This is a genomic window from Lysinibacillus telephonicus, assembly GCF_003966145.1.
In the GTDB taxonomy this organism is placed as follows: Bacteria; Bacillota; Bacilli; order Bacillales_A; family Planococcaceae; genus Ureibacillus; species Ureibacillus telephonicus.
The window spans coordinates 18,664-45,504 of the sequence record NZ_RXNR01000033.1 but is presented as its reverse complement, the minus strand read 5'-3'; the positions used below and the strand labels follow the sequence as shown (position 1 = coordinate 45,504).

At 34.0% G+C, this 26,841-nt stretch carries 19 protein-coding genes and 1 other RNA gene; 15 read left to right on the top strand and 5 right to left on the bottom strand.

The genetic code is table 11. From position 1 onward, the window contains the following. Positions 1–184 precede the first annotated feature (184 nt). A complete protein-coding gene (locus EKG35_RS12370) occupies positions 185–1,156 on the bottom strand; it encodes a bile acid:sodium symporter family protein (RefSeq protein WP_126294771.1) in 972 nt (323 codons plus the stop codon). 351 nt (positions 1,157–1,507) lie between these two features. Here EKG35_RS12370 and secG point away from each other — a divergent pair, with 351 nt between their 5' ends. The 5 genes from secG to ssrA all read left to right on the top strand — a co-directional run bounded on the left by secG (position 1,508) and on the right by ssrA (position 6,288). Beyond that, a complete protein-coding gene (gene secG / locus EKG35_RS12365) occupies positions 1,508–1,735 on the top strand; it encodes a preprotein translocase subunit SecG (protein WP_126294770.1) in 228 nt (75 codons plus the stop codon). 104 nt (positions 1,736–1,839) lie between these two features. Next, positions 1,840–2,586 carry an alpha/beta hydrolase gene (locus EKG35_RS12360; RefSeq protein WP_126294769.1) on the top strand — a complete coding sequence of 249 codons (747 nt, stop codon included), beginning with the start codon at positions 1,840–1,842 and terminating at the stop codon, positions 2,584–2,586. A 131-nt stretch (positions 2,587–2,717) separates the two neighbouring features. After that, complete coding sequence (rnr, locus tag EKG35_RS12355) at positions 2,718–5,114, top strand: ribonuclease R (RefSeq protein WP_126294768.1); 2,397 nt, start codon at positions 2,718–2,720, stop codon at positions 5,112–5,114. A 175-nt stretch (positions 5,115–5,289) separates the two neighbouring features. Continuing rightward, entirely contained in the window at positions 5,290–5,757 is a 468-nt protein-coding gene (gene smpB / locus EKG35_RS12350) for an SsrA-binding protein SmpB (protein WP_126294767.1), read from the top strand. Positions 5,758–5,933: 176 nt separating this feature from the next. Then, positions 5,934–6,288: a transfer-messenger RNA gene (gene ssrA / locus EKG35_RS12345) on the top strand. Positions 6,289–6,416: 128 nt separating this feature from the next. On the opposite strand, the gene EKG35_RS12340 is transcribed toward ssrA, so the two are convergent. Both EKG35_RS12340 and EKG35_RS12335 read right to left on the bottom strand, forming a co-directional pair. Next, positions 6,417–7,589: a site-specific integrase gene (locus EKG35_RS12340; RefSeq protein WP_126294766.1), complete on the bottom strand. Its 1,173-nt coding sequence runs from the start codon at positions 7,587–7,589 to the stop codon at positions 6,417–6,419. A 161-nt stretch (positions 7,590–7,750) separates the two neighbouring features. Next, a complete protein-coding gene (locus EKG35_RS12335; RefSeq protein WP_246020336.1) occupies positions 7,751–8,020 on the bottom strand; it encodes a helix-turn-helix domain-containing protein in 270 nt (89 codons plus the stop codon). A 613-nt stretch (positions 8,021–8,633) separates the two neighbouring features. Here EKG35_RS12335 and EKG35_RS12330 point away from each other — a divergent pair. Next, positions 8,634–9,926: a hypothetical protein gene (locus EKG35_RS12330; RefSeq protein ID WP_126294765.1), complete on the top strand. Its 1,293-nt coding sequence runs from the start codon at positions 8,634–8,636 to the stop codon at positions 9,924–9,926. 265 nt (positions 9,927–10,191) lie between these two features. Here EKG35_RS12330 and EKG35_RS12325 read toward each other — a convergent pair whose 3' ends face one another. Next, positions 10,192–10,674: an RIP metalloprotease gene (locus EKG35_RS12325; protein WP_126294764.1), complete on the bottom strand. Its 483-nt coding sequence runs from the start codon at positions 10,672–10,674 to the stop codon at positions 10,192–10,194. A 1,047-nt stretch (positions 10,675–11,721) separates the two neighbouring features. Between EKG35_RS12325 and EKG35_RS12320 the strand changes: the two genes are divergently transcribed. Then, positions 11,722–12,081 (top strand): hypothetical protein, encoded by a 360-nt coding sequence (locus EKG35_RS12320; protein ID WP_126294763.1) that lies wholly within the window; start codon positions 11,722–11,724, stop codon positions 12,079–12,081. 220 nt (positions 12,082–12,301) lie between these two features. Continuing rightward, on the top strand, positions 12,302–13,348 hold the full coding sequence (locus tag EKG35_RS12315; RefSeq protein WP_221766333.1) for a hypothetical protein: 1,047 nt from the start codon (positions 12,302–12,304) through the stop codon (positions 13,346–13,348). A 171-nt stretch (positions 13,349–13,519) separates the two neighbouring features. On the opposite strand, the gene EKG35_RS12310 is transcribed toward EKG35_RS12315, so the two are convergent. Further along, on the bottom strand, positions 13,520–13,756 hold the full coding sequence (locus EKG35_RS12310; protein WP_126294761.1) for a helix-turn-helix domain-containing protein: 237 nt from the start codon (positions 13,754–13,756) through the stop codon (positions 13,520–13,522). A 215-nt stretch (positions 13,757–13,971) separates the two neighbouring features. Here EKG35_RS12310 and EKG35_RS12305 point away from each other — a divergent pair, with 215 nt between their 5' ends. The 7 genes from EKG35_RS12305 to EKG35_RS12275 all read left to right on the top strand — a co-directional run bounded on the left by EKG35_RS12305 (position 13,972) and on the right by EKG35_RS12275 (position 26,822). Next, the gene (locus EKG35_RS12305) at positions 13,972–14,469 is read left to right on the top strand and encodes a hypothetical protein (protein WP_126294760.1); all 498 of its coding nucleotides are present in this window, start codon (positions 13,972–13,974) and stop codon (positions 14,467–14,469) included. Between the two features lie 41 nt (positions 14,470–14,510). Further along, complete coding sequence (locus EKG35_RS12300) at positions 14,511–14,852, top strand: hypothetical protein (protein ID WP_126294759.1); 342 nt, start codon at positions 14,511–14,513, stop codon at positions 14,850–14,852. A 150-nt stretch (positions 14,853–15,002) separates the two neighbouring features. Continuing rightward, positions 15,003–15,221: a hypothetical protein gene (locus EKG35_RS12295; RefSeq protein ID WP_126294758.1), complete on the top strand. Its 219-nt coding sequence runs from the start codon at positions 15,003–15,005 to the stop codon at positions 15,219–15,221. A 288-nt stretch (positions 15,222–15,509) separates the two neighbouring features. Then, on the top strand, positions 15,510–19,166 hold the full coding sequence (locus tag EKG35_RS12290; RefSeq protein WP_126294757.1) for an AAA family ATPase: 3,657 nt from the start codon (positions 15,510–15,512) through the stop codon (positions 19,164–19,166). Between the two features lie 643 nt (positions 19,167–19,809). Then, a complete protein-coding gene (gene brxF, locus EKG35_RS12285) occupies positions 19,810–20,262 on the top strand; it encodes a BREX-3 system P-loop-containing protein BrxF (RefSeq protein WP_126294756.1) in 453 nt (150 codons plus the stop codon). 20 nt (positions 20,263–20,282) lie between these two features. Then, positions 20,283–23,984, top strand: coding sequence for a DUF6079 family protein (locus tag EKG35_RS12280; RefSeq protein WP_126294755.1), 3,702 nt, complete (start codon positions 20,283–20,285; stop codon positions 23,982–23,984). A gap of 15 nt (positions 23,985–23,999) precedes the next feature. Next, entirely contained in the window at positions 24,000–26,822 is a 2,823-nt protein-coding gene (locus EKG35_RS12275) for a DNA methyltransferase (RefSeq protein WP_126294754.1), read from the top strand. Positions 26,823–26,841 lie beyond the last annotated feature (19 nt).

Here is a 26,841-nt window from a genome sequence, read left to right as displayed (position 1 = left end):
TTCATTTGCACGTATCACCTTTCATTGCTTGTTTCTCGACAATTCAAGTATATAGAAATCGGTGATTACGTGCTTTTTTATTTATGAAATTTTTTCAAACCCCAACAAATATTATAGAGCCGAAAAAAGAATTCGCTTGCTTCTTAGTGAAGTTTAGCGAATTCTTTTTATTTTGTAATTCATCTTAAGAAAGCTCAGCCTCTACAGGAGGTGTTGATTCTTTTACCGCTCGATTTGCTTTTGCCCCCCAGTAAGTTGCGATAATTGGACCTGAAATATTGTGCCAGAAGCTAAAAATCGCACTAGGTACAGCCGAAACTGGATCAAAGTGAGCCATTGCCAAGTTTGCACCTAACCCAGAGTTTTGCATACCAACTTCAATCGATACTGCTTTTTGATCATCATATTTAAGCTTAAATAATTTCGCTACTAGGAAACCAAGTAAGTAACCTAATCCGTTATGTAGTATAACAATGGCGAAAATAGTAGCACCAGTCTCCAAAATTCGGTCACGGCTGCCGCTAACAACAGCTGCTACAATTAAAACGATCGCAACTACTGAAACTGTTGGAAGAATATCAATACTTTTAGCTACAAGTGGTTTAAATACAAGTTGTACAACAACACCTAATACGATTGGAATTAATACTACCTGTACAACAGACATAAACATTGCCATGAATGATACTGGCAGCCATTCGCTAGCTAATAAGTAAATTAATGCTGGTGTCATAATTGGTGCTAATAATGTTGTAATAGATGTAATTGTAACAGATAATGCCGTATTTCCTTTTGCTAAAAATGTCATAACATTTGATGATGTACCACCTGGACAACAACCTACTAGTATTACTCCGACAGCAATTTCTGGTGGGAGATTAAATAATTTTGCTAATGCGAATGCAAGTAAAGGCATAATGACAAACTGAGAAACGACTCCAATTGCCACCCCTTTAGGATGCTTCAAAATCAATCTAAAATCATCGAGCTTTAAAGTCATCCCCATACCGAACATAACGATGCCCAGTAAAATAGTGATGTAGCCGCCAATCCATGTGAAGTATTCAGGAATCCAAATTGCAAAACCAGCAGCGACTAAAACCCAAAGCGCAAATGTATTACCGGCAAATTTACCGATTTTCTGTAAAGTGTTCATATTGATGTTACCTCTTTTCTACTGAATGCTGAAAATTCTAAATTAAAAGATTTCAAATAACAACAAAATTCTGAAAACTAAGAATAGTTGTGATTAAGTGAGAATTTTATGTAATTAATATAGAAATAGTGGAAATGGAAATATTGATTTTACTTTTAATTAAAAGAAATTTAATAGGAAATAATTTATAAAAAATAGCGTAAAATTGTTGCTTCGTTAGTTAACATATTACGTTACAAATTGATAGGATATGATAATAATTGAATGATTTTAACTTGAATATTGTATCTTCAGACTATTTTTGGTATACTCTTACTTGTTGTGAAGTTTCAATTTCAGGAGGTGGAGTATATGCATACGGTATTGTTAATACTACTGATTATCGTGAGCGTAGCTTTAATTACAATCGTATTATTACAATCAGGTAAGAGCGCGGGATTATCAGGTGCCATCTCAGGTGGAGCTGAGCAACTTTTCGGTAAACAGAAAGCACGAGGAATGGATTTAGTTTTACATAGAATTACAATCGTTCTTGCAGTCCTGTTCTTTATCTTAACTTTAGCTATTGTAAAATTATAATGTGATAAAAATTTAAAGCCTAGCCGAGCATGGTTAGGCTTTTTATTATAAAATAAAAAAGAATGCAGATACTGTATACATAAGAAATAAATGGAGGCTTACTTATGCAAAAGGCAGAACTAAAACCATTTTTCTTTAAAGCAGGGAATCGGGCAGTATTATTACTTCATGGATTTACTGGCAGTTCTTCTGATGTTCGAATGCTCGGTCGATTTCTTGAAAAGAATGGCTACACTTGTCATGCACCACATTACAAAGGGCATGGCGTACCGCCGGAAGAACTAATCGAAACCTCTCCAGAAGAGTGGTGGGAAGATGTTCTGCAAGGATACCAAACATTAAAGGATGCTGGCTATGAAGAAATAGCAGTTGCAGGTCTTTCATTAGGCGGCGTTTTTTCTTTAAAACTAAGTACACTAAAACCATTAAAGGGCATTGTGACGATGTGTTCTCCTATGACGATGAGAACGACAGATAAAATGTTCGAAGGTGTACTAAAATATGCTAAGGACTATAAACGCTTTGAAGGGAAAAAGGATGATGAAATCGAACATGAAGTAGAAGCAATCCGATTAAAAGGAATGCCGTCCTTATCCGAATTGCAGCAATTAGTTGCAGATGTTCGTGGAGAACTTGACATGGTTTATGCCGCTTTATTAGTCGTTCAATCGAAAAATGATGAAATTATTGACCCGAATTCTGCTCATATTATTTATGACGAAGTGGAATCCTTAAAGAAAGAATTAATTTGGTTTGAACATTCTGGGCATGTCATTACGTTAGATAAAGAAAAAGAGCAATTACATGAAGCTGTTTTGAAATTTTTAGAGTCGCTGGATTGGGAAGTTTAAAACTGTAAATGACCAGCACCTCATTCCGATTAAGGGGTGAGTCTTAGGCACAAACAATTGGGCGTTTTCACTGCAGAGCAGCTAAGGGCGTTACAGTTTTCTTATAGTATCGCAAAAAGGAGGGAAATTATATGAGTCAAAATGAAGAATTACAACAGCGCATATTAAATCTGCTGAAACAGGATGATTATAAGCCGCTTAAAGTTGATGAAATAGAAGATGTGTTACAACTAGAGGACGCTGATGAATTTAAAGAATTAGTTAAAACATTGGTGAGAATGGAAGACGCTGGTTTAGTTGTGCGCTCTCGCTCGAATCGCTACGGTTTACCTGAACGTATGAATTTAATGCGAGGTAAATTTATCGGCCATGCAAAAGGCTTTGGATTTGTAACACCAGAAGAAGAGGGAATGGATGATATTTTTATTCCCCCTCATGAAATAAATGGTGCATTAAATGGCGATACCGTGTTAATACGTGTATTAAAGGAGTCATCGGGCGACCGCCGAGAAGGTACTGTTACGAAAGTTATTGAGCGCAGTAAAACGACTTTTGTTGGTACATATCAAGCAAATAGAGGCTTCGGTTTTGTCGTACCTGATGATAAAAAACTAAATATGGATATTTTTGTTGCAAAGGAAGATACATTAGGTGCAGTTGATGGACATAAAGTAGTGGTTGAAATCGTTAATTGGCCGGATGATATCAAGTCTGCAACAGGAATAATTACAAAAATTTTGGGCCATAAAAATGACCCAGGTGTAGATATTTTATCCATTCTTTATAAACACGACATTCCACCAGAGTTTCCACAAGAAGTCGTGGAGGCTGCGGGTGAAGTGCCAGATGAAATTACGGAACAGGATTTAGTTGGCCGCCGTGATTTGCGCAATGAAGTGATTGTGACAATTGATGGCGCCGATGCAAAAGACTTGGACGATGCAGTTACAGTAACAAAAAATGAGGATGGAACATATAAACTAGGTGTTCATATTGCAGATGTCAGCTATTATGTGACAGAAGGCTCAATCATTGATACAGAAGCATATGAGCGAGCAACGAGTGTTTATTTAACTGACCGTGTAATTCCAATGATTCCACATCGGTTGTCAAACGGTATTTGTTCGTTAAATCCGCAAGTCGATCGTTTAACGCTTTCTTGTGAAATGATTATTGACCAAAATGGACAAGTGATTGAACATGAAATTTTCCAAAGTGTCATAAAAACGACGGAACGGATGACGTATTCTGATGTTTATAAAATTTTAGAACATCAGGATGAGGAATTACTGAAACGCTATGAGCCACTTGTTCCGATGTTTAAGGATATGGCGGACTTAGCGGAAATTTTACGTAAAAAACGTATGGATCGCGGTGCCATTGACTTTGACTTTAAAGAGTCGAAAGTGTTAGTTGATGAAGATGGCTGGCCAACAGATATCGTTTTACGCGAGCGTACTGTATCAGAACGCTTAATTGAAGAATTCATGTTAGCTGCCAATGAAACAGTTGCAGAACATTTCCACTGGATGCAAGTACCGTTTATTTACCGTATCCACGAAGATCCAAAGCCAGAAAAGCTACAACGCTTCTTTGAATTTGTAACGAATTTTGGATTAGTTGTAAAAGGTACGGGAAATTCAGTTCATCCCAAAGCGTTGCAGGAAATTATCGCTGCTATTGAAGGAATGCCAGAAGAACCGGTTATCTCGACGATGCTGCTACGTTCCATGCAACAAGCGAAATATTATCCAGAATCGATTGGGCATTTTGGATTGTCTACTGATTTCTATACGCATTTTACATCACCAATTCGACGTTACCCAGACTTAATCGTTCATCGATTAATTCGTACGTATTTAATTGAAGGTGATGTATCGAAGGAAACGACATTTAAATGGGCACAAGCAATGGATGAAATTGCAGATCACACATCTGAACGTGAACGCCGTGCAGTTGATGCGGAACGTGATACAGATGCGCTGAAAAAAGCACAATATATGTCTGATAAAATTGGTGAAGAATTCGAAGGAATCGTATCATCCATTACGAACTTCGGTATTTTCGTTGAACTGGCTAACACGGTTGAAGGACTTGTGCATATTAGCAATATGACAGATGATTATTATCATTTTGATGATCGACAAATGATTATGATTGGTGAACATACAAATCGTCAATTCCGCATTGGAGATGAAGTGAAGGTTCGCGTAGCCAATGTTGTCATTGAAGAATCTTCCGTCGATTTTGAAATTGTCGGTATGGTCAAACAATTTGCTGGCCGCACTCGAAAAGCAGCACCTAAAGTGATTCATGCAGGCAGAAAAGGTGAAGGCGGCTCTGGAAGAGGAGAGCGCCGTGGCAAGAAGGATGAAGGTGGTTCCGCAAGAGGAAATCGCCGTGGAAAAGGCAGCGACGAAAAAGAAAGCTCACGCGGTGGCAATGGCGGCCGCAAAGTAAAACAAAAACAGAAGTTTTACGAGGGTGTCGCTAAAAAATCGAAAAAGAAAAAATCGAAGAAACGATAATATTGTTGGAGGGCTAGCTGTAATTGGCTAGCCCTAAAAACTGTTGGAAAATGATGAGGTTGCTTCTAATTTCGGGTTGAGACTAAGAAATTAGAGGCATCTCCTTGGCAATTGTGCGGTTTAAATGTATTATTTTCTAATAGAGCTTTTGTTGTGAGATTGTGAGGTGTTTGCTTTGGCAAAAGGAACTGGGAAAGTATTAGCCCAAAATAAAAAAGCAGGCCATGATTACTTTATTGAAGAAACATTTGAAGCAGGAATGGTACTGCAAGGAACTGAAATTAAATCAATCCGAGCTGGCAAAGTGCAGCTAAAGGATTCATTCGTTCGTATTCGAAATGGTGAAGCATGGATTTCAAATATGCACATTAGTCCATACGAGCAAGGAAATCGTTTTAATCATGACCCGCTGCGTACTCGTAAATTACTCCTACATAAAAAGCAACTTGGCGAATTAGTCGGTCGTACAAAACAAGATGGCTACACAATTGTGCCACTAAAAATCTATATTAAAGACGGCTATGCAAAACTGTTAATTGGTGTAGGTAAAGGTAAAAAGAATTACGATAAGCGTGATGATTTGAAGAAGAAAGAAGCGAAACGTGAAATGGAACGTGCGTTTAAAGCAAAAAATCAATTTTAGAGATTCGCTAGTTCTACAGGGCTTTGGTTAATAAAGGTACTGTAGGAATAAAGAGATGTGTTGAAGTTTTGCTATAATTATCTTATAATAAGATTACAAATTGCCAGTGCATTAAGGCACAAGCTTATAACGCCTTTTTCCCGTATGTGTGAAAACACATCTCCTTATTATAATAGGGGGACGTTACGGATTCGACAGGGATGGTTCAAGCTTGAGCTGCGCGTCGGAGGTCTCGGCTCCGTCATCAACGGAAGTTATATAATAACTGGCAAACAACAAAATTTAGCTTACGCAGCTTAGTCTCGTAGCGCTCCGCCTCTCTATCGCCCATGTAGAGAACGTGGGGCTCAACTTTAGTGGGATACGGTCGGTGGTGCCGCTTGAGTCACCGGCAAGAGATTTCCAAGCTAGCGTGCAGGACGCCTGTTTGTCGGCATAATGACACGCGAATTGTAAGTAGGCAAACTACACGCGTAGAAGCTTGAGTATTGGAGTTTCTGGACGCGGGTTCGACTCCCGCCGTCTCCATAATATGAAATCAGTGGATTTCAAACAGAGTCAAAACCCTTGATAAACAAGGGTTTTTTATTTTGCACTGTTTCATTAAATCGTAGTTAATTTCAACAATCCGATGTTAAACCCGATGTTAAAAAATCAATTTAAATACTCATAAAGTCAGTGAATTTCATGATTGCTTCTTCTTTAGCTTTCTTTGTAACATGTGTATAAATGTCCATTGTTGTTTTTACATCACTATGCCCTAAACGATCTTGAACTTCCTTCAAACTAGCACCAGCTTCAAATAACAACGAGCAATGTGTATGACGTAAGCCATGTGTTGTGATTGAAGCAAGATTATATTTATTCTGTACATGTAAAATCCATTTGCGATCTTTGGTAGGCTGCAAGTATTCGTTTTTCTCATTACTAAATACAAGTTGATTTGGTTGCATTGTATTATAGCCTAGCATGTGATAATATTGCTTCTGCTTTTTCTTCCACTCTTTTAATACAGCCATTGTATTATCGTCCATTTTAATGGTACGAGAATCACCTGTTTTAGTAGATTTTACATACAACCGATTATTTTTACCTCTTGAAAGAGCCTTATTAATGCGGATTTCATTTTTTGTGAAGGTCAAGTCATTCCATGTAAGAGCAAATGCTTCTCCCTTACGCATTCCAGAATAAGCTAATAATCGGAAGAAGGCATATGCTTTATAATTACTTTCTTTTTCTAGGCACGAAAGAAATTCGATTAGCTGTTCACGAGTGTAAAAGTTTTCTGTTTTTTCTTCGTCAGTTACGATGGACTTCTTAGAAGCCTTAGTTGGCATATCTACATGATCAAATGGATTTTTTTGAAGATAACTGCGTTTAATTGCAAAATCTAGCACCTTAGCGGCATAGTGTTTTACTGTACGAAACTTCTTTAGTTTTCCCTCCCACTCATCCACATGTTTTTGACAAACATCAATATTGATCTTATCAATTTTATATTGACTCATAGCAGGTAATATATGATTCTTGAAGATTCCCCTTGTTTTTACGAATGTACTTTCTTCTACTGTTTTTTCGTAATTCTTAATCCAAATGTCATAAATATCTTGATAGGTCTCGGCAATCGTTTTTCGAAACGAACCTTTTTCAATTTCAAGTTTGATGCGTGCAAGCTCTAATTCTGCTTCTTTTTTTGTTTTAAAACCGCTGCGTGTTGTTCGTTTTTCATTGCCAGTTAACGGATCAACACCGATATATATTTTAAATCGATAACGCTTTTGTCCATTTTTTAATGTATAAGGTTCAATTGGTGTTGTATTTTTTTTAGCCATGATAATTCCCTCCTGTACCTTTCGGAGACAAGCTTTGAGGAGGAACTCAAATTTATCAAAGTCTATGAACTCTGACGTTTAATACATATCATATTTGGGCTTGGATTTCAATTTGAATAGGAGGTCCTCGATCAAAACTTGCACAATTATGTGATAATAAATTAGTGACTGTTGCGTTTTAGAAAATTATCAATTTCTGCTTTTGAAACACGTTTTACACCATCAATCACGCAGACTTTTAAGCCCATCTCTCTGAACTTTTTAAATGTATTGAATGATACTCCAGCGTAATCCGCACCTTCTTTAAGACTCATCCATTCCCTTGTCTGTGGATTTTCCGTAAATTCAGCAAAAGCATCTTTTACTGTTGCTAATACTACGTTTCTTAATTCTTCCTCGAATCCTGAAGGCATTTGTAATTCAAATCTCATGTTATCTTTACTCCTTAACATTCTATTACTGAATTAGTAGGTATCTGCTGTTGTTTTATCTCTACTAATTCCAACTTAGATATAATTAAGTAAACGGGCGGCTGTTAAAATTTATTGTTTCAAATAAAGTTGTTCATGTTCAAGACCTCCAAAAATGTCTAATTTTTATCCACAAAAAAACAATCTTGTTGGATAAAATTTATTATATATTCTTGAGTAATATCGGATTTGAAAACTGAAGGCAAGTTGAATAGGGGATTTGTTGGCAGTAACCCTTGATTTATAAAGGGAATTCAGTGAAAGTAACGAATATACATGTAGAAGATAATATTTATTCTAATTACAATTGCAGTGACAAAGCTCTTGCTATTACAGGGATGGAGCCATACTAAAATTAATTTTTCTGGGTATGTACCAACACCATGAAAAGCACCAGTTACTTTGTAACCGTTAATATCAAAGTCCCATCTAAAATTTAGAATTAAGTTGGATTCAGAAATTGCATTCAGAACTTAGAAGCTAGATACAGATGCTTTTATAGATCAAGAAGAGCATTATAACATCTAATAATTATAAAGAGGTTACAAACATTAAAAATAATTATTTAATAGAAATGCGGGTGATTAAACTGGATATTAATATAGGTCAACGTGAATATTTATTGGAGATACTTAATTATGAGTATGTTATACCAAATGAATTTCATACATGCGTTAAAGATGCAATAAAAAGATATGCAACTAATAGCAGATATTCTGAGGCTGCTATTGATTCAATGTTAAAAAAGCCTCAAAGTATGGCATCAAGTATAGGAGCAATTAGGGATAATAATTTGAGCCTTTTCAGAGGTAAATTTGCAGAATGGCTGGCATGTATTGAATATAATGCGTTAAAAAACAAGGGAAATGTATTAATGACAATTATTAATCCTGATTCAACTTCAAAGGCAGATTTATTGCATATCATTAATAATGGTGATAAATATGAAGCTATCCCTGGACCAGATATTAAATGCGGGGGTAGTACATATGTTTTAGAACAGTGGAGCAAAATTGTAAATAGTAGATATGATATACCTATGGTTGATATGGATGGTATTCTGACAACTGAAGAAGGGTTAAAAATGCTTACTGCCAAGCAACGAGAGAAGTTTGAACACCTTAAACAAGTACATCCTAAGAAGAAGCCTATTAAATCTGAGTGGAATAAACAAGAAATTAATAGGCTTATGATGGATTATCTTAAATATGTAAGCGATGATATTACCCCTGCTGATTCAGAAGATAGACCGTTTGTTGCCAGTAAAGAAAATCGCGATAGAATAAGAGATAAGTTATCTAAACTTCAAGGTAAAATAGAAAATCGGTCTAGCTGGGATGAGTTCTGTAAAAAAGCTTCTGAATTACCAAATATACCAGAAAATTATTTGAATCCTATGACCACGGCAAAAGTAGAAAAGAAAAAACTCGAAGAAGTATCCAGAAAAAATACTAAAGCTTCAACTGAAATTATAAATGGAAAGGGAAATAAAAAAGTTAACAAATCAATACTGAATGACTTTACAAAAATGGCAGCAAATTTCTTTGGATATACTTCTCGTACTGAAATGGTGCTGGATGTAGGTGGGAAAATATTAACCTCTCCTCCAGTTAAAGCCGCTGCGGGTAGAGTATTTGCGAACAAGTTATTTGGAAGGGGTTCGGAATCGGGACCAAGTCTAATTGATAATGATTCGATAGAAATAAAAAGTAGTACGAATGAAAGAGCTAATAAAAATTGTTCTACCCACGCTTCTCCTAGGGAACATAATGTAAAGGGGCATGGGCAGCATTACTATACAAGAGAAGGTCTGAAGTGGAAAGAAAAAGAGCCATATTCACGTGGGAAAAAGAATGAAAATATATGATGATGTTGATTATCTCTATAAAAAATAGCAAGTATAAAATCATACACACGGAATAATGTATAACTGCTTTGATTTATATAAGCGTTTAATTTGCTATATAGTATTAGGTAAATATAGTGACGGATTACTAGGCGGTCGCGAGGATTGAAATAAATAATAATGATGCAGAGATTGAATAATGGTCTCTGTATTTTTATGTTTGAACAAACGGAACAAATTGGATAAAAACAGAAGCACAGATCAATACCAGTGCTTCTGTTAGTACCTATTTTAATGCTTTATTTTGGGGTTGAACAAACATATTATACCCGTCGAAAGTCATCTTTTTACCGAATATTGTAAATCTCAAAGGTAAAATATTTAAAATAGAAACAGAAGAAATTAATATGAACAACAAAGATATGTTTGATAAAAAAGAATCAGAGTGAAATAATATATCCTTTGAAAAATAGTATACTAGGCAAACAGAAATAATATTAAATAAGATACCTCCAAAAGAGAAAAGGAAATATTTAAACCAATGGACCCTATTGGTTAATGAATAGTCACATCCCCCGCCTAAAAAATAGTATGTATTTATCTGTATTTTATTTATTGAAAAAAGCTCTTTTCCAATCCCTAATATAATCTTATTAAAGGGAATCTTAAATATTTTCAAGAAAAACGCATGACCCAATTCATGGATGAAAATGGTCAAGGGAAAAATAATTAATAATGTAATAAAAATATTAAAAATGTATTCTAGCATAAAAACTCCTCCTTAGATCATTGTCAAATCAATTGAAATAGTGACTCTATTCTAAGTACCCTATGGTACATAAAAGGAATTCACTAGATTTATTTTCTTATAGGTAGTTTTATTTAACAAGTAATAAATTGGAAGGGTAGGGGACGGTATACTTGGTATTTCTGTAAAGGAGATCGTCAATATAGCAGAAGTGTATTTGTAAAAGGTGATATTTATGATATTAATTCACCAAATATGGGTGTACCTATTGAGAATATTGATTCTAAGTTTGTCAAAGTAGAAGACACGAAGTTAAATTGTGTATAGAAATAATTAATCTGAAAGAAAATATGTTAAATAAGAGTTAAAAATTATGTTGCATAGTACAACGATACTCTGCACTAGAAAATGCTCTTTCATAATCGGGCGCTTTCCTGGAATAAAAGGATTGGCCCTTTTTGCGTTTTAGGGCCATATTGTTGAGGAAAGGAAAGGAAAGGAAAGGAAAGTATATACATAGTTATATATAATGCAATTGAGATTGTGAAGGATTACACATTAAACTACCAGGAAGAGACGTAATGCTCTTTCATTCTTTGTGGTTAAGTTTTGATTCATGGATGGCTAATGGGTCAGTTTAGCTAGATGGAAATATTTACTGTAATAAATTTTATGGGAAGGGTATTATCAATGTGGATATAAGTTTTTTCTGGATAAGTGGCTATTTCATTAGTAAAAGTAAAGTAACCCTTCCTCAACCAGAAGCTATTATGTATTGGGCACCAGGTATGTGATCATTGTGAGATTACAAATGCGCAAATTATTGAAGTAGAATAATTTTAGAAAACTGGATAGGTACCAACTGCCTGTAAAAAATCCATCCATTCCTCTTAAGAGGTAAACATAAAGATAGAACAATCTAACTTTAATTTCTAAAAAAACTCTCTGTCAACATCTCAAATTACTAGAAATGTATTTTACGTTTTAGAGATTTAGTGTTGAGATGGTAAAATAAATGTAAGTAAGGAAACTTAAAAGCTTCCTTTCTGTTGATAGGGGGTCATATTGATGGATGTAGATGAAAGAAAGAAAAGAGCTGCAGAACGTAATAAGAAAAAATTAGAAGAGCGAAGACGCAAAAATAGAGAAAAAGCTAATGATCCAGCTCGTATCGAAAGAGAAAAAAAGAAAAAAGAAGCTGAACTAAAAGCGCTAAACAATATAAAAACAGAGCCTACGCCAAAGAAGAAGTTTCAAAACAGAAAGAAGTTCCAGCCTAAAAAGGAAGAACCCCAACTTGGCATGTCAAAAGAAAATAAGAAATGGGAAAAAAAACGTGTTGACCGCTATAATAAAAAAGTTTGGAAAGGATGGGATCGTGTAGAAAAGTCTGGTCCTGTGACTACTTATAAAAAAAGCGAAGAATGATGGTATTACTAGTTTTGTTGAACCCAAGTAAAAGCAAAAATCACTCCGTTCAGAGTGCTTTATAATAGTGAAACGGATAGGGGATATGTCTTGATGGCGGTAAGCTTGTGGTGGGGAACAAGATTGAATTAGTAGCTATCTTTTTTCAAAAAGTGAATACCAACAATATAAATTATTGATCTTCAATAATCAGTGGTGCAGTATGATGGGAGATATTAATGTGGATAATTTTCATAAATATGAAAGATCTATGAAACAAAGACCTCATGTGGTAATTTTAGGAGCAGGAGCAAGTTGTGCAACTATCCCAAATGGGGACAAAAACGGAAAGAAAATATCTGCAATGAGTGGATTTGTAGAAAAACTAGGGTTGTCAAATATTATCGAGAAAGTATCTATTCAAACGATATCTAATAATCTTGAAGATATTTATATGGAATTGGATGAACGTAGTGTAGATGATCCTAAATGTTTCGAAGTGAAATCTGAATTAGAAGAAGTTATTCAAGAATATATGAGTGGATATAAGTTGCCAGATGATCCAACTATTTATGATTTTTTGATTATGAGTCTTACGGAAAAGGATATAATTGCAACATTTAATTGGGATCCACTTCTAGTTCAAGCTATCGCACGTGCTCAACGCTATACAAAAAATATTCCTAATGTTGCTTTTCTACATGGAAATGTGGCTGTTGGTTTTTGTGAAAATGATAATGTCATGGGGAATGTTGGGATGCCTTGTAAATGTGGTGAGCCACTTAAACCAATGAAACTGTTATATCCAGTTAAAAAGAAGGATTATAGCAGTGATGTTGCTATTAAAAAATCATGGAAGTCTTTAAGTAATGCTTTAGAACAAGCATATATGATCACAATTTTTGGCTATAGTGCACCAAAGAGCGATGTTGAAGCAATTACTATGTTGAAAAAGGCATGGGGCTCAATCAATGATAGAAAGCTTGAAGAAATTGAAATAATTGATATTCGAGATGAAGATACTGTAATTGAATCGTGGAACGAGTTTATTCATACTCATCATTATTCATATCATACAAGTTTTTTTGATTCTACATTGGGACGTTGTCCGAGACGAAGTTGTGAAGCAACATTTGATAGGCTAATGAATTGTATTTGGCTTGATTCAGAAAAGGGATTTAAACAGAATATGAATTTTTCCGATATTGATAAAGTTACTTATAAGTTAATTATTGAGGAAGATGAAAAAAGAAGAACACTAAGCATGCTTGATCATCCATACAAGTAAAAACAACTAAGAGATTGTTCAGAAATATACAAATCTTATTCCACTAACTAGCCGTTATTGAATAACGATTAATAACAATCGGTCATGATTGTTAAACAAGTGAACCATCAAAGGATGGTTCTTTTTATTTAACACTTTACTGTATAGCAAATTGGCAATCTCTAAAACTGTTCAATTTAATGTCTCATTGATATGGTACTCTACTTGTTTAATTAAATCACTCGGGGCAATTTCCAACACATTAGCAATCTTAAAGATTGTAGAAAGAGTGGGCTGCCGCTGTGCTCTTTCTAAAAGCCCAATATACGTTCTATCTAAATCACACCTCAGTGCTAAATCTTCTTGTGATAGTTGGGCATCTTTCCGAAGTTTCCTCAGTACATAACCAAAAGCCTCATTAAGTTCCATTGTCACAATCACCTCTTAGTCTAAAACTAAAAGAATGAACAAATAACTCTACAGACTATAGTCATCAAACAAGTGCTGATGTTATAATAATTTTTAGAATTGTTAAATGTTGTAATTAAGAAGAAAAAGCAATTGGATAATAACTAGTAAAAGAGCTATGAGAGTAGATGACTACTAGAATGAAAAACTATTTTAGTACAGGAGGAGAATATCTAATGAGAGTATTTTTAATTTATCCAGTTGATTTAGGAAATGAAGATTGGATACAAGTTCATTTTGCTGAAAATGCTAATCAGGCAATTAAAAAAGCATGTAATTATTATGTGGAACACACTTATTTTGAAAATTACGAAGATAGTTACCGTCACAATTATCCCGAAAAATCCAGTCCATATTACTATTTTCATCAAGATGAAAAAGGTTATTTGTATGATGACGAATGGCAAATTCGACGAGATCTAAATGAGAAATATCAAGATGACGAAACAAAGTTAGATCAATACATAAACACACATTTTCGCGAAAATGTTTATAAATTCTTTAATGAAGATATATCGTTGGCAGATGAATATTTAGAAGTACAAGAATATAATGCTTCATCTAATCGGTCTAAATATGGTTTTAGCAACGACCTATATGCTTACATATTGAGAAAGTTTGAGTTCGAAATTCAAAAAGGATTTGTCGTTAAAGAAATTGAACAAAATCAATAATTTTAATACAAATGAACAACAAGTTGAAGTAGGTGAAGAGTATGGGGCTTAAAGGGCAAATGGGTGTCTCTGGTAGCATTGAGCGGCCACGAACTGCCAAACAGAAGAAAGATGCTGAAGCGCGAAAAAAAGCAGAAAGAAAGCAATTTGAATATTTCACACAATACAGATGTACAAAATGCGGAAGAACAACCGAAGAACCTATGAAAGGAGTAAATAAATTATTTTGTGTGAATTGCCATATTGAGGGTAAAGGGTTAAATGAAGTTTTAAAAATGGAAACAAAAGGGAAAAGATTGAAAACATCAGCTTATATGCCTAAAAGTAAGAAGAATTATGGTAACAAGAAGCCAAAATTTAAAAAGAAGAAATCTACTAAATAATTTCTATAAGAATTTAAATTTAAATTTATCAATAGAATATATTGTACATTAAAATGAGCGCAGCAAGAAGTGTAACAAAAATTAATAGACACATACGAAAGTAAATAGAAAACAATTTTTGGTTTTAGTATAGATTGGGAGTGTGTACCAATGAAATTTGAATACTTTAATGATACGGGTCGAGAAATAGGTATTCACCCTGCAACAAGAGAACATGGAACGGAATGCGATATGTCGCCAATTAAACACTTAGAAATACGAACATTTTATCTTCCAGATGGTACTTATCCTTGGGTGAAAATGTGGGATTACGAAGAGGAACGAGGCGGTCTTTGTATTTTAGTTTCGCCTCATATAGAAGATAAATAGATAAAACTAGAAGTAGATTCGAAGAGTGAGCAATTCTCTTGGATCTACTTTTTTAATTAGACTCACTTAATAATACGCCTTGTTATCACATTTTTTGTTTTAATAATTATTTATTAACTGCTTAATTTATTAAACAACAACAATGTCGTTCTAATGAGCATTTAGTTATGAATCTAACTTTTTAATAGATAGTTATAATAGATTACTATATTATGAGTGTATGGATTATTTTTACAAATTAAGAGTAATAATAAATATTTTTAACTAAGGTATAGGGGGTAAGAGTTAATGTTCGAGATTGAGAAGGGTAACAAAGTTAAACCACCAAAAAACTATGTTCAACACTTTTCAACGAGAATTCCTTGGAAGGATAACGACTATACGGGGAGAATTGACAATAATCCTAAGTATAATGTAGCTGCTCAAGTAATCCCGAATATAGCAACTTCAAGAGACTTGGAATTTGAAGAAATAAATAAAGGTAAAAGTTACGAAGCAGTAGGACCAGTAAAAATGCAAAGCTGGATTACAGAAAATGCTGCGTTTATGAGTGATACCAACCTTTATCTTAAAATGAAACATCCATATAAAAAAGGAAATGCAAAGTTCAGTCATTTTGAAGAAACTACTTTTGAGGTACAACCCTATTCATTTCTATTGCGCCCTTTTTCTTGGACATTAAAGAATAATGCGAATGAGAAACAAAAGTATTACAATTTTTATTTTGACTTAGAAAAGACAGAACAAATGCTGGATTGGTCAAGTTCGTGGGTATCGCATGGAGAATCTCAAAAAGGGATCTTTGATTACTTCTTTTCCGGCATAAAACCGAACAATTCATTGATATTTCCATATTACAAACAAGTGCCATTCATCGAAGATAATCGCCGTGTAATTGCGGGTATAGGAAATTTAGTATCAAATGTAGAAATTCGTGAGTATGAGTCTGATGGAACTAGTGGCGAAAAAAATTATATTTGGGAGACAAATGCAGCCCATTCAATAAGAGATAATGGTAATGCAGGCTTTTTAATGCCTTATCTTGAAATCTCCGAGTATATAAAAAAGCATCCTGAATTTGATGTATCAACTGTCACATTGTTTGAACCAGCAGGATTTAGAGCGGAATTTTCATATGCAGCTGAATGGGTCAGCTATGATGCGGCTATCGATGTGCTAAATCAAGCGAAAATGGCATTGAAAAATATTGCAAAACTCAATCTAAAAGAAGTCAATCATGAATGGGTGAATCGTCAACTTGATTATGTTGATAATCAGTTAAAAAGTGTTTGGAATCAACGTGGAATTTTCCCAGGATTAGGTTCAATCTTATCCGCTTTCGGTGTTAGATATGGTTTCGATATTGCTCATCATATTGATTTTTCTGAAAATGACTTAATTACTGAATTAAAATTATATTTTTCAGGAGATAAAGAAATAGGTATTGAGAAACTGGATGACAGCCTAGCTGACAAAGAGGATGAATTTACTGGTTTACTGAGAAATGAAAACAAAACTCGTTACTTCGAACTTCTATCTCGATTGAATTTGTCTGTCGAACAAGCTACGCATGCATGGGATCACCTGAAAAATTATGCTGCTGAAATTGTTGAAAACCCATATCTATTATTCGAGCTTACTAGAAAAGAAAAGGACGAGCATCAAATTACTATTTCTCAAATCGATAACGCTATGTTTGTTAATCCACTAGTGGAAAACAAACACCCTCTCAATAAACCAACCAAAATGAGAACTGAGGGTGATAAGCGCCGATTTAGAGCTTTAGTGACATTTGTTTTAGTTCAGTCAGCAAATCGTGGCCATACATTACTCAGCTATGAACGGGTTGTAGAAGAGATTAATCAATTACCATTAGATCAAAGAACTGATTTTCAAATTGAAAAGATTGAAGGTACACTGGAGTATTTACAGGACGGTGAATTGTACGTTGATGTGGAAAATACCTACATCAAATTGAAGGAATATCAAGAATATAAACAATTAGTTGTTGATATCGTCAATTGCCGTTTAGAAACTACTTTACCTAGTAAACAAAACTGGAGGAAAATTATTGATGACCAGTTTAAAGATCTGGAAAAAAATAACGAAGAGAACGATGAACTAGCTCGTAGTGAAAAGGCGATAGCCCTAAAGATTATAGAATCATCTAAAATCTCTGTCCTATTGGGAAGAGCGGGAACGGGTAAAACGACAGCACTTGGATTTTTAGCTTCATCAAAAGATATTAAAGCTGGGGGAGTATTAGCATTAACTCCTACTGGGAAAGCAAGAGTTCAACTTGAGAATTCGTTTAAGAAAAATAAAGTTGAAGCTGAATTTATGACTGTGGCGCAGTTTTTAATTCGTTCAGAAGGTTTCAGCTGGAACACAATGGCATATAAATTGCCAAGCAAACCTAGTACAAGTATTGCAAAAACCGTTATTATCGATGAAAGTTCAATGTTAACTGAAGAAATGTTTGCAGGCATACTCAAACTTGTTGACTCTCATGCTGAGAGAATCGTCTTTATAGGAGATCCAAATCAATTACCCCCAATAGGTGCAGGACGTCCATTTGTCGATTTGATTAATTATCTGAACACTGCTCATCCAGACAAAGTTGCAACGTTAAAAACTGAGATGAGACAAGGTACAGGTGGCGATGATTTGTCATTTGCACAGATATTCTCGAATTCGGAATCCATTGATAAGGATGTAATTTACCGTATATACAACAACCAAACAGATCATCGCCTTAAATATATTCAATACACAGATTTAGATGAATTGGAAAAGGTATTTTTTGAGGAACTGGTAGAAATCACAGAAATGACATCTGTAGATGATCTCGATGGTTTCAACAAAAGCATAGGAGCTGTGAAAAATGGTAATTATACAAATTATAATACCGGAGACCATATTGAAGATTGGCAAGTCCTATCTCCTACAAAATTTATAGGAACGGGAAGTTATTATTTAAACAACCAAATCCATCAAAAATATCGACAAGAGACAGTTGAAAGTTGGAAAAAGTGGAAATGGAAAAATAAATACGAACCCCAATCCGTTGAAAATATTGTTTTAGGTGATAAAGTTATTTCAAATAGAAACGAAAAGAGAAAAGCTTGGGATCATACCGAAGAATATATAGCAAACGGAGAACTTGGCATATTATGCAGAGCTCAAAAGAACGGAAATTATCCAACATCATATAGCTTCCGTTTTGGTTCATTTAAAGGGAAAGTATTTTCGTATACCCAAAATGAATTTGGGGGAGATAACAGTGATTCTAAATTAGAACTTGCTTATGCTCTTACAGTCCACAAATCACAAGGTTCAGGTTTTGGAAAAACTATAGTAGTCATAAATGGAAAAAGTTCATTTGTTACAAAAGAACTTTTATATACTGCGTTTTCTCGCCAACGTGAAAAGCTAATTGTCATAAGCGATTTGTCCATTCAAGAATTAGTTCAGTATGCGAATGATTGGTACTCAGATACTAAACAACGTTATACAGATTTATTTGAAGTTCCAAACATTGTTGAAATAGAGCTAGGAAAACATAAACGGTACTTTGAAGAAAGATTGATTCATAAAACGATTCGTGGTGAGATGGTAAGATCAAAGTCCGAAGTAATTGTAGCAAACATTCTGGATAAGATGAAAATTGACTATTCCTATGAAGAACCATTAGTGATTAGTGGTAAAACTTATATTCCTGATTTTACTTTACGCTACCAAGGCAAAACTGCTTATTTAGAGCATCTTGGAATGCTAGGAAATAAATCATATAGGAAGCATTGGGACGAGAAAAGAACAAATTATGAAAGTGTCGGAATAACGGAAAAAATCGGTAATTTAATAATTACAGAAGATGGATTAGACGGAAGTTTAGATGCTACGTTAATAGAGAGTAAAATTCAAACGTGGGTAAACAATAGTTGAATTGTAGTTCCTGTAATTTATTTTAGAATAAAAACAAACGCCAAATACCTTCATATAAAGGGGTTTGGCGTTTGTTTTTTCTACAATGATATTAAATTGGAGGAATCATAGATACAGTAATGCTACAGTTCAATTAGTCCTTTAACATGCTCACTTGCTTTTGTAACTGAATGTACAAAAGATCGAGTTTGGTTACGACGATTGTATCCCAATCGACTGTATTCGCTCAATAAAAGATTAAATTATGACAGTTTTGTTTTGGTGCCTTAGCACAATATAACAACATGTATATTTATCCTGGAATTAGGATTTAAGGTTTTAATTTTATATGGTAAAATTATACTAATACTCACATGATTTACATATTAATTTAAGCAAATGGGAATTATTTTTGGACAAGCAATTCTATCCTCTAAGACAAGGAATTGATGCGGCTGAGAATAAAAGAATAATAGACAAAGTCTTTTCTTAAAAATCATCAAAAATCAAAAGAGTAGGTAGAAGTTAATTATGCCTACTTTATTTCTCTAGTTCTAATAAATGTAAACGTACTAAGTAATTGGTATTACTAGCTGCGTGCTTGTTCATCACCGCAATACGAGCTTATAATGAAGTAAGGAATATGTTAAGGGGGAATAGGTAATTGAATTATCAACTTATAAATAAGTTAAATACTGAAGTTCCTCAATTGAATAATAAGTACTATAAATTACTATATATCTATGAGTCTAAATTTGGGAATACTTTAGAACGATATAGTGAAGAAAATGCTATTCCTTATTTAAATATTAATCTAATTCTAAGTGAAAAATTACAACATGTTCAAGCGAGTAGACGCCCATATAGAGCAGCTGAATATTTGAAAGAACTTCTTTTAGAAACAGAAAAAGATATCATATGCATCGATTACTATGAACTCTTATTTGAACCGTCACTGAACTTGAATCCATTTGAACTATTTAATAGTATAAGTCGAAATAAGACATTACTTATAACTTGGCGCGGTGATATTAAGGATGGTTATTTTATTCATGCCGTCCCGGGGCACCCAGAGTATGTTAAAATGCCAATAAAAGATGCGGTATTAATTCATTAATGAAAGGGTGTAATAAACTGATGAAATACAGAGATTTAGTACAGTTTGAACCAATTGAATCGGTTATCCAATTAAAAGATGCAAACGATTTAGAAAAGGCGTTTCATCTATTAGAAACATATGTAATTTCCGAACGTATGGCAGAGCAACTAAACGAGCTTATTATTACACAACTTCAATTTGCAAAAGCTGCCGATAACAAAGGTTTGCTTATCGTTGGTAACTATGGAACAGGTAAATCGCATTTAATGAGTGTGATTTCAACAATTGCTGAACGTGAAGGTGCAAGTGAACATATTAATAACCCATCTGTAGCAGAAAAAGCAAAAGAAATTGAAGGGAAATTTAAAGTTATTCGTTTGGAGATTGGTAGTGTTGGTACTTCATTACGTGATATTTTATGTACGTCAATTGAAGATGGACTTTCTAAAATGAATATTGATTTCAAATTTCCACCATTTGATCAAATCACAAATAATAAAGAAGCATTAGAAGAAATGATGGGATTATTTAATGAACGTTATCCTGATCATGGTTTATTAGTTGTTGTGGATGAGTTATTGGACTATTTACGTGGTCGAAGAGAACAAGAGTTAACGCTTGATTTAGGTTTCTTACGTGAAGTTGGGGAAATTTGTAGTAAAACGCGCTTCCGATTTATTGCAGGTATTCAAGAGATGCTATTTGATAATCCAAGATTCAGCTATGTTGCTGAACCATTACGCCGTGTGAAAGAACGTTTTGAACAAGTTCGTATTATTCGAGAGGACATTGCTCATGTAGTATCTCAACGATTATTAAAGAAAACGGATGAACAAAAAGCATTAATTCGTGAACACTTATCAAAATTCACTAAGCTTTATCATCGTTTAAGTGAAGATATGGAATCATTTGTGAACTTATTCCCAATCCATCCAAGTTATTTAACAGCATTTGAAAAAGTAAATAATATTGAAAAACGAGTTGCCTTAAAAACGATAAGTATTGAAATGAATAAAATTATTAACGAGGAAGTATCAGATGGAGCACCTGGATTAGTTTCATATGATAGCTATTGGAAATTCATCGAGGAAGATCCATCCTATAAGGCTATACCAGAAGTAGCAGAAGTACTCGATAAAGCCAAAATATTAAAAGATCGTGTGCAAAATGCCTATGCGAAACGACTATATAAACCAATGGCATTACGTATAGTTGACGCACTTTCATTGTATCGATTATCCACAGCTGATATTTATGACAATGTAGGTTTAACTGCAGAAGAATTACGTGATGACTTATTTTTAAATTTACCTGGTAGTAACGATATGTTATTGGAGGAAGACGATCCAGCAGATTTCTTAAAAGGTACAATCGATGTTGCAACGAAAGAAATTCAAAAAACGGTCAGTTTCCAATACTTATCTACCAATGAGTCGAATGGTCAGTATTATTTAGATTTAAAGAAAGACATAGATATCGAAAGCTTAATTTCTCAACGTGCAGAAACAATCGAGGAAGACAAGTTAGATCGTTATTACTTTAATATTTTAAAACAAGCCATTACATTAGATGACAATACGTATGTTACTGGCTATAAAATTTGGCGTCATGATTTACCTTGGGATAAACATCGTGTGACGCGCCAAGGATATCTATTCTTTGGTGCACCAAATGAACGTTCAACAGCACAACCAGAGCGTGATTTCTATATTTACATGCTTCGTCCGTATTTAAAAACACCATTTAAAGCCGAACAGAAGCCAGACGAAGTGTTTTTCGAGTTCAATCGTTCAGATGAGCGATTCGATCAGTTGTTAAAACTCTACGCAGCTGCAGATGACTTAAGAATCGATGCAACTTCTACAACAAAGAATCTATATACAAGAAAATTAGAAAGTTATTTCAAGGAAATTAATAAGTGGCTGAATGAAAACTTTGTCCATACTTTCGAAATTACGTATAAAGGGAAAAAAGGGACTGTTTTAGAATTTGGCATGTTCTTGCCTCAAAATGCAACAATTCAAGAAATTATTAATTCAGTTGCAGAAGGTTTATTGACAGATTGGTTTGAACAAAAATATGAGGATTATCCTTCGTTTAGTCAAATCCAAGGTGCGTACTTGTCTAAAAGTAATTTGCAGGGCTATGTATCAGAAGCGTTAAATTACTTGATCGGCAAGGAAACAAAAATGGGAAGTGCCATTTTAAACGGACTTGTTTTATTGGATAACGCGAATAAAGTAACAACTAAAAACTCTGGATATGCAAAGTGGATTTTGGATTTACTAGAAGCGAAAGGCAATGGCCAAGTTGTTAATTACAACGAGATAATCGAAACTGTCACAATTCGCGGAACAGAGGATTTAACATATACGAAGCAATTTAAACTAGAACCAGAATTGTTAATTGTACTACTTGCTACTATGGTTAGTACGGGTGATATAGAAGTCACAATTGATAATAAAACGTATAATGCAACGAGTTTGCAAGAGTATATTCAATTACCATTATCTAAACTTACACACTTTAGTCATGTGAAGAAACCAACAGACTTACCTTTAAAAGAATTAAGTGCAATTTTAGACTTATTTGGTGTGTCTCTACCTAACTTTGAGGATAAGGCTCTTTCTCAAGCAATTGTAACTATGACAGAAAAAGCAAATGAACGAATTAATGAAACGTTACATGTTATTCAAATTGTGAAGAAAGGGTTCCCAATGTGGGAAGGGATGCTTTTAAGTAATATTGAAATTCAAGAGAGTGTGAAGACATTAGAAGCTTTCAAGGAATTTTGTGAAGGAGTAAAACGTTTTAATACACCAGCTAAAATGCGTAATTTAAAATATGATTTAGGAACAATTGAAGCACAAGAAAACGCATTGCAAAAATTAACTTACTTTACAAATTTACATCATGTTATTGAAGAATGCATGAAAGTTGCAAACTATATTCAACTAGCGCAGTCAACAATGGGGATTCAAACGAATTGGTCGCACCGTGCTGCAGAGGCTTTAGATGAGCTTTCATTTGTGTTGAAGAAGCAAGAAAATCATTTAGAAGCTTTACAAAATGTGATTGCCCTAAAACAAGAATATATTCAGATTTACATTGAACATCACGATCAATCCCGCTTAAATGCAACTGAAAACAACTTGAAAAAGACATTGCTTACATCTAATGAATTGAAAACGTTAAAACAACTTTCAAATTATATTTCGATTTTACCTTCTGAACAAATTCAGAATTGGGAAAAATCATTAACTGATTTAAAAGAATGTTATGCAGTGACAGCGGAAACACTAGAGCATACCCCATTATGTAATAGTTGTAAGTACCGTATGTCTGAAGTATCTGGTAACGAAAAAGCAGAACTGAAAAAGTTAGAGGAACAACTTCCAAAAATTTATGAAAGCTGGATTGACACATTATTAACAAGCTTAAATGATCCATCTGTAAAAGAAAATATAGAGCTTCTACAAAATGAGCAAAAAGCGTTAGTTAAACAGTTTATGGACTCAAAAGAATTATCGTTACCATTAGATATTCGCTTAGCTCAAGCCATAAATGATTTATTAAAAGGATTCAATAAAGTAGAAATTTCTCTTGAGGATCTCGAAAATATGATGGCGAATGGTAATCCACTGTCTGTAGATGAGGTTCGTAAACGATTTGATGAACTTTTGAGAAGAACAGTAGGTACAAGCAATACAAACCAAGTTCGTATCATGTTAAAAAAATAAAAGGAGAGAATAAACATGACAAAAAATTCAGAACAACTCTCTTTAATCAACAAATCTGAGGCAGACAACACACCAGTAGTCTGCCTTGGAATTACGTTTGAAAACGATGAAGCAAGAAGAGAATATTTCCGTGAAGAATTACGAAAGAAACTACCTGAATTAAGGCAAATTGAAGGTTTTCCAGTTGGGGAAGATGAAGATATCATTGCAATTTCAGACCCGCCGTATTATACTGCTTGCCCGAATCCATGGGTTAATGAGTTTATTGAGGAATGGGAAAAGCATAAAAGTGTTATTGAGACAAATAATTATTTTCGAGAACCTTTTGTAGCCGATGTCAGTGAAGGAAAAACAGATCCTATTTATTTAGCACATTCTTATCATACTAAAGTTCCACACAAAGCCATAATGCGCTATTTACTTCATTACACGCAACCTGGAGATATTATTTTAGATGGCTTTTCAGGGACTGGAATGACAGGGGTAGCTTCGTCTCTTTGTAATGATACAAAAACATTAGAATCAATGGGATTTGAAGTAAACGGAAATATTGTAAAAGATCCAATTAATAATGAACAGTATTCAAGGGGTCATCGAAATACTATACTAAATGATTTATCACCAATTGCAGCCTTCGTTTCTCAAAACTATGTAAATCCTAGTCATGCTGAATCTTTCTCAAAAGAAGCTATTCAATTAATGGAAAAAGTTAAAGCAGAATGTGGATGGATGTTTAAAACACAACATATTAACGATGGTGAAATTCAGTATGATTCAAATGGAGAAGTTATTTTTGGAGACGTGAATTATACAGTTTATAGTGATGTGTTTGAATGTTCTTCTTGTATGAACGAAATCATTTTTACTGAAGTTGCTTTTAACTTAGAAACAGGTAGCGTCTTAAAGGAATTTAATTGCAATCATTGTGGGGCAAAGTTAACAAAAAATGGTTTGTCTCGTGTTAAAGAAACTATAATAGATGCAGAGGGCGAAAAAGTAGTATTATCAAAACAAATTCCATATTTAATAAACTATAATATTGGGAAAAATAACTATACTAAAAAAATTGATAGTTATGATATTAGTTTATTGAAAAGAATTGAAGAAACAGAAATTCCATATTGGTACCCCAAGGAACATTTACCTGATGGAGTTAATATTAACCAACCTAAAATAAGTCATGGTCTTACTAAAGTACACCATTTTTACTCAAAAAGAGCACTTCTAACTTTAGCAAAAACATTTGATTTATTGCATAAAATGCAATCAAAAAATAGACATTATTTGCATTTTGCTTTTGAACAAGCAATTCTTGGTATGTCAAAAATAGCACGTTATGTACCAACCCACTATTCTCAAGTAAATCAATATTTAAGTGGTACACTATATATTGGGTCACAAATAGTAGATGTTTCACTTGAGTATATTTTAAATAATAAAATCAAGCGATTAACAAAATTATTAGGAAGCTTTGAATCTAATTTTGAGAGAACAAATCTAGTATCTACACAAGCTATTCAATCTTTAAAAACAATAATGCCTAACTCAATTGACTATATTTTTACTGATCCACCATTTGGAGCCAATTTAATGTATTCAGATTTAAATTTACTTTGGGAATCATGGTTAAAAGTTAAAACGAATATTGACAAAGAAACTATTGTAAACCCTGTACAGGAAAAAGATATTGATAACTATAAAACACTTATGCAAGAGGCATTTGAAGTTTATTATAAGGTATTAAAGCCGAATAGATGGATTACAGTTGAATTTAGTAATTCTAAAGCTAGTGTTTGGAATGCAATTCAAGAATCTATGCAAAAATCAGGATTTGTTATTGCAAACGTTGCAGCCTTGGATAAAAAACAAGGAAGTTTTAAAGCTGTTACATCTACTACAGCGGTAAAGCAGGATTTAGTAATATCTGCTTACAAACCTTCAGAAGAAAATATTCAAAAAATGCGAGAGCAAACAAATACTCAAGAATCAGCCTGGACATTTGTAAATCAACACTTAGAAAAACTCCCAGTATTCCTTGGAACTAAAGGAGAGGCTTCTATGATTGCCGAACGTATGCCACGGATCTTATTTGACCGCATGATTGCGTACCATGTTCAGAACGGGTTACCAGTACCAATTTCGTCAGCAGAGTTTCAAGAAGGAGTAGCACAACGCTTCCCAATGCGTGATGGTATGGCATTTTTAGAGTCACAGGTTGCTGAGTATGATAAGAAGCGCATCCTTGTGAAGGAATTCACGCAAATGAATTTATTTGTTTCTGATGAAACTAGTGCTATTGAGTGGATTCGTCAGCAATTAATGAAAAAACCGCAAACGCGACAAGACTTACACCCACAATTTATGAAGGAAATACAGCATATTGCTAAACATGAGAAATTACCTGAGTTGGATGATTTGCTAACTCAAAACTTCTTACGTTATGAAGGTGATGAATCTGTACCTGATCAAATTGTTAGCTATTTACATCGTAACTATAAAGATTTGCGCGGATTAACAAAAGATGATGAGAAATTAAAAGAAAAAGCAATGAACCGTTGGTACGTACCTGATCCAAATAAACAAGCAGACTTGGAAAAATTACGTGAAAAAACTTTATTACGTGAATTTGAAAGTTATTTAGAGGAATTGGGTACACATAAGAAAAAATTAAAACAATTCCGAACTGAAGCAATTCGTGCTGGATTTAAAAAGGCATGGGGAGAGAAGGATTATCAAAAGATTGTCTATGTCGGTGATCGCTTACCTGAGTCGGTTATCCAGGAAGATGATAAGCTTCTGATGTATTATGATAATGCACAGGTTCGTGTAGAAATGTAAGTGTTTAGGAGAGATAACA